13 protein-coding genes are annotated in these 11,690 nt (G+C 64.6%); 3 read left to right on the top strand and 10 right to left on the bottom strand.

The genetic code is table 11. From position 1 onward, the window contains the following. Positions 1-19: 19 nt before the first annotated feature. The 3 genes from D7S89_RS24800 to D7S89_RS24790 form a co-directional block, all read right to left on the bottom strand. Positions 20-1,141 carry a phosphotransferase gene (locus D7S89_RS24800; RefSeq protein WP_121281531.1) on the bottom strand — a complete coding sequence of 374 codons (1,122 nt, stop codon included), beginning with the start codon at positions 1,139-1,141 and terminating at the stop codon, positions 20-22. Between the two features lie 75 nt (positions 1,142-1,216). After that, complete coding sequence (locus D7S89_RS24795) at positions 1,217-1,933, bottom strand: histidine phosphatase family protein (RefSeq protein WP_121281530.1); 717 nt, start codon at positions 1,931-1,933, stop codon at positions 1,217-1,219. 11 nt (positions 1,934-1,944) lie between these two features. Then, positions 1,945-2,733, bottom strand: coding sequence for an oxepin-CoA hydrolase, alternative type (locus D7S89_RS24790; protein ID WP_121281529.1), 789 nt, complete (start codon positions 2,731-2,733; stop codon positions 1,945-1,947). 118 nt (positions 2,734-2,851) lie between these two features. Here D7S89_RS24790 and D7S89_RS24785 point away from each other — a divergent pair, with 118 nt between their 5' ends. After that, positions 2,852-3,502, top strand: coding sequence for a glutathione S-transferase family protein (locus D7S89_RS24785; RefSeq protein ID WP_121281528.1), 651 nt, complete (start codon positions 2,852-2,854; stop codon positions 3,500-3,502). A gap of 79 nt (positions 3,503-3,581) precedes the next feature. On the opposite strand, the gene D7S89_RS24780 is transcribed toward D7S89_RS24785, so the two are convergent. Then, positions 3,582-4,760, bottom strand: coding sequence for a pyridoxal phosphate-dependent aminotransferase (locus tag D7S89_RS24780; protein WP_121281527.1), 1,179 nt, complete (start codon positions 4,758-4,760; stop codon positions 3,582-3,584). 67 nt (positions 4,761-4,827) lie between these two features. Continuing rightward, the gene (locus D7S89_RS24775) at positions 4,828-5,355 is read right to left on the bottom strand and encodes a putative toxin-antitoxin system toxin component, PIN family (RefSeq protein ID WP_121281526.1); all 528 of its coding nucleotides are present in this window, start codon (positions 5,353-5,355) and stop codon (positions 4,828-4,830) included. A gap of 55 nt (positions 5,356-5,410) precedes the next feature. Here D7S89_RS24775 and yaaA point away from each other — a divergent pair, with 55 nt between their 5' ends. Together yaaA and D7S89_RS24765 are read left to right on the top strand one after the other, a co-directional pair. Further along, positions 5,411-6,193 (top strand): peroxide stress protein YaaA, encoded by a 783-nt coding sequence (yaaA, locus tag D7S89_RS24770; RefSeq protein ID WP_121281525.1) that lies wholly within the window; start codon positions 5,411-5,413, stop codon positions 6,191-6,193. Positions 6,194-6,243: 50 nt separating this feature from the next. After that, entirely contained in the window at positions 6,244-7,410 is a 1,167-nt protein-coding gene (locus D7S89_RS24765; protein ID WP_121281524.1) for a M14 family metallopeptidase, read from the top strand. 4 nt (positions 7,411-7,414) lie between these two features. Here D7S89_RS24765 and D7S89_RS24760 read toward each other — a convergent pair whose 3' ends face one another. The 5 genes from D7S89_RS24760 to D7S89_RS27685 form a co-directional block, all read right to left on the bottom strand. Beyond that, positions 7,415-8,005, bottom strand: a complete 591-nt coding sequence (locus D7S89_RS24760) for a BspC domain-containing protein (RefSeq protein WP_121281523.1) — start codon at positions 8,003-8,005, stop codon at positions 7,415-7,417. A 256-nt stretch (positions 8,006-8,261) separates the two neighbouring features. Beyond that, complete coding sequence (locus D7S89_RS24755) at positions 8,262-8,936, bottom strand: energy-coupling factor ABC transporter permease (RefSeq protein WP_121281604.1); 675 nt, start codon at positions 8,934-8,936, stop codon at positions 8,262-8,264. 86 nt (positions 8,937-9,022) lie between these two features. Next, positions 9,023-9,874: a helix-turn-helix transcriptional regulator gene (locus D7S89_RS24750; RefSeq protein ID WP_121281522.1), complete on the bottom strand. Its 852-nt coding sequence runs from the start codon at positions 9,872-9,874 to the stop codon at positions 9,023-9,025. A 203-nt stretch (positions 9,875-10,077) separates the two neighbouring features. Further along, positions 10,078-11,280 (bottom strand): DUF2863 family protein, encoded by a 1,203-nt coding sequence (locus D7S89_RS24745; RefSeq protein ID WP_121281521.1) that lies wholly within the window; start codon positions 11,278-11,280, stop codon positions 10,078-10,080. Positions 11,281-11,290: 10 nt separating this feature from the next. Beyond that, positions 11,291-11,690: hypothetical protein (locus D7S89_RS27685; protein WP_220702203.1), on the bottom strand; the 400-nt coding region annotated here is incomplete at its 5' end.

Here is an 11,690-nt window from a genome sequence, read left to right as displayed (position 1 = left end):
CCTCGCGGAGCGTGACGAATCAGCGGACTTTGCAAGCGTACGACCACGCGAGCTCGGCCATCGGCCGCGCGCGCCGGCCTGCGTCGGCGGCTTGCGCACTCGCGGCCGTGCCGACCGTCACGCGCTTCATGATGCCTTGCAGGATCGCCGCGATGCGAAACATGTTGAACGCCAGATAGAAGTTCCAGTCGCCGGGGAGGGTCAAGCCTGTGCGTTCGCAGTAGCGCGCGACGTAGCGCGTTTCATCGGGAATGCCGAGCATCTGCCAGTCGAGGCCCGCGATGCCGCGAAACTGCAACGGGTCGACGTGCCAGGTCATGCAGTGATAGGCAAAGTCGACGATCGGATCGCCGAGCGTCGACAGCTCCCAGTCGAGCACGGCCAGGACACGTGGCTCGCTCGGATGGAAGATCAGATTGTCGAGCCGGTAATCGCCGTGCACGATCGACACGCGTGCCGGCGCGGCCTGCGTCTGAACCGGCACATGCTGCGGCAGCCATTCGATGAGCCGATGCATCGCCTCGATCGGCTCGGTTTCCGAGGCCTCGTACTGCTTGCTCCAGCGGGCGATCTGCCGCGCCAGGTAGTTGCCGGGCTTGCCGTAATCGGTCAGGCCAGCCGAGTTCACGTCGACGCTATGCAGCGCCGCAATGACGCGGTTCATCTCGTCATAGACGGCCGCGCGTTGGGTCGGTGTCATGCCCGGCAGCGACGGGTCCCACAGCACCCGTCCCTCGACGTACTCCATCACGTAGAACGCCCGGCCGATCACGGTTTCGTCCTCGCACAGCGCGAGCATGTGCGCGACGGGCACGTCCGTGTCCGCCAGCGCATGCATGACGCGGTACTCGCGCTCGATCGCATGCGCCGACGGCAGCAGCTTCGCGGCGGGCCCCGGCTTGGCCCGCATGACGTAGCTGCGTGAGGGGGTGACGAGCTTGAAGGTCGGATTCGATTGACCGCCTGCGAACTGCTCCGCGCTCAAAGGACCATCGAAGCCGTCCACGTGTTCGCGCAGCCAGGCGGCCAGCGCGTCGAGGTCGAAGCGCTGGCGCTCGGCGACGGCGCGCGTGCCGACGAATGCCGAATAGTCGGGCCGTTCTTCTGCTGGTGATGCTGTTGCCGAATCGCTCGCTGCCATGTCTCCTCCGGATAGGGCGCCTGTGCCGGCGCATTGCGGATGAAGTGTGGGATGCGGATGCGCGGGGCGAACGCGCTACTCGCGCCGGTATCGCAGGTACTGCGCGTACAGCTCTTCCATTGTCGTGTGGCGTATGTCGGGAAACAGCGGTGTCGGCGGCGCGTAGTTGAGCGCGCGCACGACCCAGTCACCCGGTTTGCTGCCTATGTCGAGCGCGTTGATGCAGCCCGTGGCTTGCGCGAGATGACCGAAGAAGGCGCGCCCGCCCGCGGTGATGGCGTGCGAGAGCAGTGCGCGATTGACGCCGCCATGCAGCACGAGCAGCACGGTATCCCACGATGGGTCCGCGCGCAGCCGTGCGAGTGGCGGCAGCACGCGATCGAGCAGCTCGCCGATCGTTTCGCCGCCGAGAAAGCGCGTGTCTTCGGCCACGATGCCATCGAATGCGCTCAGAAACGCGGCTTCGATGCGATCGGCCGACAAGTCGACGAGCCGGCCGCCACGGATCTCGCGCCACTCGGGCCATGCTTCGATCGCGACCTGCTGGCCGGTTTCGGCGAGCACGCGCTCGGCCGTCTCGACGGTGCGCGGCAGACCGCTCACGATCACGCGATCGAAGCGCAAACCGTGCGCCGCAAAAGCGCGGCCGGCGGCGCTGGCTTGCACGCGGCCGCGTTCGTTGAGCGGCACCGTATCGGGATCGATCGCACGGCCCGTATCGTCGAAGTACGTCACGTCGCCGTGACGCATGAGGAAGATGCGGCGCCGTCGGGGCATCGTGAATTCGGCCATGGCGGGCTCCTTCAACGATAGCGCGGCGCGCGCTTTTCGAGGAAGGCGGTAATGCCCTCGAGGGCATCGCCATGATGGAGCGACGCGACGAAGTGGTCGCGCTCGGTGCCGAGGTGATCGGCGAGCGGCTGCGTGCCGGCTGCCGCGATCAAGGTCTTGATGCGCGCGCATGCGTTGGGCGAGCCGCGGCCCAGCTCATCGGCCCACGCAATCGCGGTGTCGCGGACCTGCGCCGTCTTCACGAGGCGGTTCACGACGCCCAGCGCATACAGGCGGTCGGCACCGATCGGCTTCGCTTCGAGCAGCACCTCGGTGACGAGCGCACGCGGCAACGCTTGCGCGAGGAACCACGAACCGCCGCCGTCGGGTGTGAGGCCGACGCGCGCATACGACATGACGAACTTCGCGTCGTCGGCCGCGACGATGAGGTCGCATGCGAGCGCCAGCGAGAAACCGGCGCCCGCCGCCGCACCCGCGACGGCCGCGATGACGGGTTTGGTCGACGTGCGCAGCGCTAGAATCCACTGGCCGAGCGCATCGATGCTCTGCGCCTGCACCGAGGGATCCTTGGCGCGATTTTCGAGCAGCCGGTTCAGATTGCCGCCGGCGCAGAAGAAGTCGTCGGCACCCGTGAGCACGATGGCGCGTACGGACGGATCGCGCTCGGCGGTTTCGAGTGCGCGAACGCCGGCCGCGTACATGTCGGGATGCAGCGCATTGCGCGCACCGGGGTTCGAAAGCGTGAGAACGAGGGTCGACTCGCTCTCGGGCGGGCGCGACGCAAGTAGCTCTGCGCTCATGGTGTCTCCTTTCACGGAAATGCGTCTAGACTAGCACGCTCGTTTCATTTTCGAGACGAGCTGATCGCGCCCGCGGGGTCGAGGTGCGCGACATACCGCCCAGTACATGGAGAGAGTCATGATTCAGTTGCATGGCATCGCGCTGTCGAACTACTACAACAAGGTCAAGTTTGCGTTGCTCGAATACGGCATCGCGTTCGAGGAAGTGCATACGGGCTTGCCGATCGAAGACGAAGCGACGCTCGTCTGCTCGCCAGCCGGCAAGATACCGTTCATTCACACCGAGCAAGGTACGCTGTGCGAATCGGAAGTCATCATCGAGTATCTGGCCCAGCGCTTTCCCGAGAAGGGCATCTTCCCGGCCGACGCGTTCCAGGCGGCGAAGCTCCGTGAGCTCATCACGTTCGTCGAGCTGCATCTCGAGCTGCCCGCGCGTGATCTCTACAAGCAGGCGTTTTTCGGCGGCACGGTGACCGACGAGACCAAAGCGCGTGTCGAGACGCTGCTCGTCAAGCACATCAAGGGTTTCAAGCAGCTCGCGAAATTTGCCCCGTACCTTGCCGGCGACACGTTCACGATCGCCGATATCGTCGGCTACACGATCCTGCCGGCCGTCGGGATGGCGACGCAAGCCGTGCTCGGACGCGATCTGCTGCTCGAAGGCGGGGTCGACTGGAAGTCGTACATCAAGCCGATCGCCGAACGGCCCGCAGTGCGGCGCGTGATGGACGACCGTAAAGCGTACGTGGCTGCGATGCAGGGCAGCTGAACGCAGCGATGGCGCGCCGGCCGTGCAAGCGGGGCGCGCCATCGGACACACGGGCGTGTTCCCTTTTGGCGGACAGTGTTTACAGACGGGCGAGCCGCTCGAGTGCCGTCGCCAGTGTGCTGTCGCGCTTGGCGAAGCAAAAGCGCACGACGCCCGACTCGTGCGGCGCATGGTAGAACGCCGACACCGGAATGGCCGCGACGCCGATCTCGCGCGTGAGCCACTGTGAAAATTCCGCTTCGGGCATATCGCTGATCGCCGTGTAGTCGACGCACTGAAAGTAGGTGCCTTCGCAAGGCAGCAGCTTGAAGCGCGTGTTCGCGAGTCCCGCACGGAAGGTGTCGCGCTTTTGCTGATAGAAGGCCGGCAGCTCGAGGTACGGTGCCGGGTCGCGTAGATAGTCGGCGATGCCGGCCTGCATCGCCGTGTTGACCGTGAACACGTTGAATTGATGGACCTTGCGGAACTCGGCCATCAACGCGGCCGGCGCGGCCACGTAGCCGACCTTCCAGCCCGTCACGTGAAACGTCTTGCCGAAGCTCGAGACGACGAAGCTGCGCTGCGCGAGCTCGGGGTAGCGCGCGACGCTCTCGTGCGGCGCGCCGTCGTAGACCATATGCTCGTACACCTCATCGGAGAGGATCAACACGTTCGTGCCACGTACGATCGCTTCTAACCGGCGCATGTCGTCGGCATGCCAGACGCGGCCGGTCGGATTGTGCGGCGTATTGATCATCAGCAGGCGCGTGCGCGGCGTGATCGCGGCCGCGAGCTTGTCGAAGTCGATCGCGTAATCGGGCGCCTCGAGCGCAACGAACACGGGCTTGCCGCCCGCGAGTTCGATCGACGGCACGTAGCTGTCGTACGTCGGCTCGATCACGACGACCTCATCACCGGGATGCACGGTCGCGAGGATCGTCGTCAGCAAGGCTTGCGTCGCGCCGGCCGTGACGGTGATTTCCGTGTTGGGATCGTAGTGGCGTGCGTGCATCGCGGCAATCTTGTGCGAGATGGCCTCGCGCAGCGGCGCGACGCCGGCCATCGGCGGGTACTGATTGTGACCGTCGCGCATGGCCTTGGTGACCGCGTCGACGATGCGCGCGTCGCAATCGAAGTCGGGAAAGCCCTGGCCCAGGTTGACGGCGCCGTGTTCGACCGCGAGCGCACTCATCACGGAGAAGATCGTCGTGCCGACATTCGGCAGACGCGAGGTCAGAACAGGGGACGTGGCATGCGTCGGGGCGTGCGGTGCGTTCATCGGACGGTCAACGTTGAAGGGTTCGTGAAGGGATGGCGGCTCGATATTTCGGCATGACGGGCTCGGTTCACCCGGGCACCGCGACCTGCGGTGGCGGTGAGCTGTCTGTCTGCGTGCTCGTCGTCGACGCGTCGGCCAGGCATTCGGCTACGAACGGCGCCGGTTGTGCGATGCGAAAGCCGAAATCGCGCGCCGTGCGCCGCGCGAGCTTGAGGACGGCGCGATCCTTCGACACGAGCCAGTCGGCACCGGCCGCGCGGGCAAGCTCGAGAAACTTCTGATCGTCGCGGTCCTTGCACTTTGGCAGCGGCGCGCAATCGCTCGGTACGGGCTCCGGCGCGATCAGCGTGGCGAGGCGCCCGACTGTCGCGAGTGCGGCCTCCTTGTCGACCGCCCAGCGCACGAACTGTGGATAGTCGAGCACATAGGTGAGCTCGGCGAGGCAGCGCGCGTCGATGACGGCATCGAGCGCACCGCGCTCGAGCGCAGCGCGGATCGGGCGTGTGACCCCATCGTCGAATACGAGAATATCGATCCAGACGTTCGAGTCGAGTACGACGCGGGGCACGTCGCGCAAGGTAGGGGAGGCAGGCATTCGCTACAATCGGGCTTTTCGTCTAACCGCCGGCCAGGCACGCCGGCGAGCCTCCATGATAATTGTTTTGTCCCCGGCCAAGTCGCTCGACTACGAAACGCCGCCACACGTCGAGCATCATACGATTCCCGATTTCATCGACGCCGCCACCGAGCTCGTCGAAGGCTTGCGCCGCTTGTCGCCGCAGCAGATCGGCACGCTGATGGGCATCTCCGATGCGCTCGCACACCTGAATTTCCAGCGTTACGCCGATTGGTCGCCGCGTTTTACCACCGATAACGCGAAGCAAGCGGTGCTCGCTTTCAACGGCGACGTCTACGAAGGATTCGACGCGAAAACGCTGTCGGCTGCCGACCTCGACTACGCGCAGCAGCATGTGCGTGTGCTGTCCGGGCTGTATGGCGTATTGCGTCCGCTCGATCTGCTCCAGCCGTACCGGCTCGAAATGGGCACGCGTCTGGCCAATGCGCACGGCAAGGACCTGTACGCCTTCTGGGGCGCGCGCATCACCGAGGCGCTCAACGCGCAGTTGCGCAAGAACGAGCGGGGCGCGCGCGTGCTCGTCAATTGCGCTTCGGAGGAGTACTTCAAGTCGGTCAAGCCGAAGCTGCTGGATGCGCCCGTCGTCACGCCCGTCTTCGAAGACTGGAAGGGTGGCCGCTACAAGATCATCAGCTTCCACGCAAAACGCGCGCGTGGCCTGATGGCGCGCTTTGCCGTCGAGCATCGGCTGGAGACGCCCGAGCAGCTGAAGGCATTCGCTGCCGAGGGCTATGCGTTCGATGCACAGGCGTCGAACGAATCCACTTACCTGTTCCGTCGTCGCATCGGCGCTTGAGCCGCGCTGCGCGACATCAACCATCATCCGCATCGAACTGAGGAAACTTCATGAGCCTTTCGATCACGAGCAACTTTGACGGCGGCGCCATTGAAGTGCTGTCTTGCGAAGCGGCCGACGACATCCGGTTGCGTATCCGCCCGGACTCGCATGCCGACTTCGCGCAATGGTTCTACTTCAGACTCACGGGCGCGCGCGGCGAACGCTGCGTGATGACGTTCGAGAATGCGTCCGAGTGCGCATTCGAGCAAGGTTGGCGCGACTATCGTGCGATGGCGAGCTACGACCGGGTCAACTGGTTCCGCGTGCCGGCGTCCTACGACGGCCGCGCGCTCACGATCGACCATACGCCCGAGTTCGACCGCGTCTACTACGCGTACTTCGAGCCGTACAGCGAGGAGCGCCACTCCGAGTTTCTGGGCGCCGTGCAGCAGATGCCGCACGCAACGCTGCTCGAGCTGGGCCGCACCGTCGAAGACCGGCCCATGTCGCTTATCGTGCTTGGGACGCCCGAAGCGATGGAAGGCGCCAGTGCGAAGCCGAAGAAGAAGGTGTGGATCATCGCGCGTCAGCATCCGGGCGAGACGATGGCCGAATGGTTCGTCGAAGGGCTGGTCAAGCGGCTGGTGGGGTGGGGCGACTGGTCGGGCGATCCGGTGGCGCGCAAATTGTACGAGCACGCCGTGTTCTACATCGTGCCGAACATGAATCCTGACGGCAGCGTGCGCGGCAATCTGCGTACCAACGCAGCGGGTGCCAACCTCAATCGCGAATGGATGGAACCCGATGCGCAGCGCAGCCCCGAAGTGCTCGCGGTGCGCGACGCGATTCACGCGATCGGTTGTGATCTGTTCTTCGACATTCACGGCGACGAAGGGCTGCCGTACGTGTTTCTCGCGGGTTCGGAAATGCTGCCGAGCTTCACGGCACGCCAGGCTGAGGAGCAGAAGGCGTTCATCGCCGCATTCAAGCATGCGAGCCCCGACTTCCAGGACAAATACGGCTACGAGGCGAGCAAGTACAAGGAGGATGCGCTGAAGCTGGCCTCCAAGTACGTGGGTCACACGTTCGGTTGTCTGTCGCTGACGCTCGAGATGCCGTTCAAGGACAACGCGGACCTGCCCGACGAGCGTGTCGGCTGGAACGGCGAGCGCAGCGCGGCATTGGGCGCAGCGATGCTGTCAGCCGTGCTGCGCCACTTCGAGACATTTGCCTGAACGGTCAGGCTGCCGCTTTCTTCTGGCGGGAGGAAGCGGCGCCTTTCTTTTTGCCCGAGCTGCCCGAACGCTTGACGGCGCTCCTGCCGTGCTTGCCCTTGCCTTTCTTCTTGGCTGCGCGTTCGGTGTGGGGCTTGGCCGCGGGCTCGGGGTCGTTCCAGCTGAACGCGAGCATCTGCGTACCCACGTAGCCGCAGCGAAACGTCAGATCGTACGGGGCGTGCCCCGACTCGCGGGCGACGCCTTGTCCGTTGACGGTGACGACGTTCTCGACCTTGACGCGTTGCTTGCCTTCGTCGAACGACTCGTTCCACGGAGCGATCTTGGCGTGGTCGCTATCGAAGGCCTCGGGCGGGAACTCGACATGATCGATGACGCTCGAGGTGCTCGCGACGAAGTTGCCGTGGGCCGCACAGTCGGCGACCAGCGGGTCCGCGTGCATCTCGTTGATGAATTTGGCGATCATCGCATTGCGCTGATCGATGAGGAGGTCGGCATGGGCGGTCGCGGAAAACGCGAGCGGCAGAGAAGTCGCTGCCATGGCCAGCCACTTGAGGACCTGCCGCAAGCGGCTCGAGGTGTTGGAGCTATCCATCCAGTTGGGCACTATTGAGACATCAGGCACGTAAGATGCCCCAGTCGGAGCCGGAGTTCAATGACGGCGTGAATATTTTCGCTAGTGAGCGGTGTCGGTTGAGACCAAAAGAATCCGCGATACGCCCGCCTGCGACGACATGTCCGACGTCGAGATGGGAGATCGAGGTGACTGCCTGACGTGCTGCTTGGTGCCGCTTGGTGCGGTTCGGTTGCGTGTGGCGCGATCGGAGCCTGGACTTGCCGCGTGCGGCCTCTCAGGTGCGTGGCCCGCCCAGCCGATAGCGGCGCACGTCGTTGGTCGTGACCCAGGTCGGCTTGTACACGGCGATCAATGCCGTCGACATGCCGGTGAACCAGGCCTCCCCGAGGGCCAGCAGCAATACGCTGAACGCATAGCCGATGGGAATGACGGCAAAGGAGCCGTGAGCGAGCGCGACATGCATGGCAGCCGCGGCGAGCGACGCGCACGTGACCGCAATGGCCGGCGAGACGAAGCCTTGCGCGCAGATGAAGACGAGCAGATTGCGCGGCAGCCATGCAATGCAGGCGCGCTGCAACAGTGCCGACACACCGACCGGCATCGCGCCATAGATGAGGAACGTCAGCGCGATGCCTTGCCATGCCGCATCGAAGATGAGGCCGGCGATGCCGGACACGGCGGCCATCGCAACCAACGCAAGCGACCAGTCGAACAATGTGACGACGAGCGTCGCGCCGAGCACATGCATGACGGGGCCGTCGTTGAGCCACGCGTTGCTGGCCCACAGCACTGAGATGGCGACGACGAGCGCGAGCCACACATGTTGCAGCGTGCCATCCTGAAGGCGCCGAAACGGCTTGCGCGTCAACGCGAGCGCAATGAGTCCTGCCGCGGTGGCCCAGCCACCGACGGCAATCCACAACGGGAGCGGCGTGTAGAGGAAACCCATGCCGTCCATATTACTCGTTGGGGCGCTAAAGAGGGGAGTGGCCGTTGCATCGGCGGCTCGCGGGCGCGGCGCGCCATCCGTCGCGTTCAGCAGGTATTGGACGTTGCCGAGCCGAACGGCGTGTCGGGTTCGGCGGCCATCGGCAGATTGGTTCTTTCGTCACAGCGCGCGATCGGGTACTGATATGAGGCACTGCGGCGCAGCGGGACCGGTCCCGCCTGACCGAGCACGGGCTTGGTTGTACCTTCGCCTTCCGTGCGCAGCACTTCGAGCTGGGCGGACAGCCAGCCGTTGTAGATGGCAACCGCGGCGGCGCGGTTGGGCGCGCCGAGTTGCTGGAAGATGCTGGCCAGGTGGATCTTGACCGTGCCCTCGCTGATGCCGAGCGTGCGTGCGATCATCTTGTTGGTACTGCCCATGTGAACGCACCGCATGATTTGCTCCTGACGCGGGGACAGCATCGTCGAGAGCCGGATGCGACGCGGCCCGGGTAGCGGGCAGGCGCGCGCGGACGACGGCAGTGGCCGCACCTCGCCGGCCGCCCGCGCATCGCGCGCCGGCGAGACGTATGGAGCGTAATGACCGCCGGCGAGCACGAATTCGAGCAGGCGCACGATCAACTGAGCATGGGTGACGCGCGGGATCACGCCATGCACGCCCTGTTCGACGAGCGCACGCACGCGGGACGCCGTCGCGTCATCGACGAACACCGCGACCCGCAACGAGACATGTTCGGCCAGCAATGCACGCGCGTCCGAGACGCGCATCTCATCTTGCCAATCGACGACGAGCAAATCGGCGGGCACCCGCCGCAGCGCCCGGCTCGATTGCACCCAATCTCTTGCCTCGCAAAAACGGGCGTGCCGATCGATCTGCCGCAACAGGGCTTTCAGGCCGTCGCGACGTTCTGCACCTGGACTGAGAACTGCGAACCGCATAGTTTTGCCTCCTCGTTGGTCGATGGACGGCGGCAGCGGCGAACCGGGAGCGGGCCGGTGCCGGGAATGCGCCGAGGAGGCAATGATGACAAATTCCTTACGGTGGGGCGGCTATCCGGACGGCATAGGACACACGTGCCCCGCCGCTTCCGCGGCGGGGTTCGATGCGAAGGGGAGGGTCAGTGGAAGTGCGGCTGGGCGGGTCAGTGGAAGTGCGGCTGGGCGGGCTCGGCGTCTTCGGGCATTTCGGCATGCACGATTTCTCCGAGCGGGTCGGCATAGAGCGGGACGCCGCAATCGTCGCAATATTCGGGTTCGAATCGACCCGCGTGGCGACGAATATCGGTCACGCCGGCTTCCTTGAGCAGCGCAATGATTTCTTCGAGCGGACCGGAGCCTTCGGCTTCCTCGTCGATGGCGAGCTCGCCGTTCTCGCGCCCGTATAGCGGCCACACTACGCCGTAGATCACGTCGTTGCTGCCGCGGCGCGTGAAGCCCACGCGGTATTCGTCGACGCGCCGCTCGCCGAAGCCGGCGACAACGGCCCGCAGGTCTTGCGGCGTTGCCCCGATGGTGTCGTACAGATAGCGGATCGCCGTGCGCACGGTATGGGGGCGCACGCGTTCGTCGGCGTCGCGGCAGGCCGAATAGTAGGCATCGGGCAGCAGGCATTCGAATTCGCAGCCGGGCAGCACGAGTGCGAGGTTGGCGCCGCCTTGGGTGGCCCACTGCTCGAGGCATTGGCCGCGTTCGATACGCATGCCGTTTTCTTCTTCCTGCCAGCGAAAGAGTGGCGCGCCGACGGGAGCGGCGACGACGGCGAGCAAGAAACGCGGGTCGGCGAGGATCGGCGACGTTTCGGGCAGGTCGCCGAAGTTGAGCTTGGCGGTTGAGCCGCTGATCGCGGCCTGGATCAATTGCTGCGCAACGCGATAGGTTTCGACGTGGTGGCGCGGCAATTGGTCGATGCTATAGAGGAACGGCGCGAGCGCGACACGCGAGCCGTCCGCGAGCACGTGCGCTTGCAGGTGCGCGCGTAGCGCGTCGACGGCGTCGGTCTTGAGCGGGCCGGACGGAATGACGTAGCGCGTCCAGGCGAGCACGGGGGCGGCGATGAGCAGGGCTTCGTACGGTGTGCCTTCGTGCTCGACGACGAACGATTCGCTGTGCGTTTCGGCCATATCGGCGAGCGCGCCGTAGGCATCCGGATGATTTTGCTGCAGATGGTCGAGCGCGGCGTCGAGCGTCGTTTGATTGCTGTTACGAATGACCTTTGCGAGAAGGGCATCGAGCTTCGCTTCCCAGAAGCGGTCTTCGATGCGGCTACCCGATGCGAAGAGCGCGAGGGACAGGCCGACGAGCTTGTCGGCATCGGGAGGAAGACGTTTAGCGATTCGCGAGCGCATAGGAGCAGTCTTATATTGGATTCAATGAGCCTTGCATTCTAGTCTTTTCCGCGGCGCTTTTAGCCGAGCTGTGCTTGGTACGCGGCGGCAGGATGTCGCGGCACTGCGTCGATTGTGCTTGCGCCTGCATTAAGAATGCCATTTGCATTGTTTTCAAATTTCGCTTGCACAGGTCGAGGAAGGGGCGTAAAGTCACGCCCTTTCCGCAGCCAAGTGTGCAGCGGAAAGGGAAGTGGGAGCAGGGCTGCGCGGGAGTTGAAGTGGTGTGCGCGGCACGTTTGATCGAAGACTGGTTTTGAACGCTGAGTGAAGTAAAAACGAAGCGAAGCGAAAAAAACAGTTGACGAATGAAAACGAAGTCTGCATAATCTCGTTTCTCTGCTGCTGACGCAGCGACGCAAGACGGTAGC

Source organism: Trinickia fusca (assembly GCF_003628145.1).
GTDB lineage: Bacteria > Pseudomonadota > Gammaproteobacteria > Burkholderiales > Burkholderiaceae > Trinickia > Trinickia fusca.
This window is presented reverse-complemented; position numbering and strand designations above follow the sequence as displayed.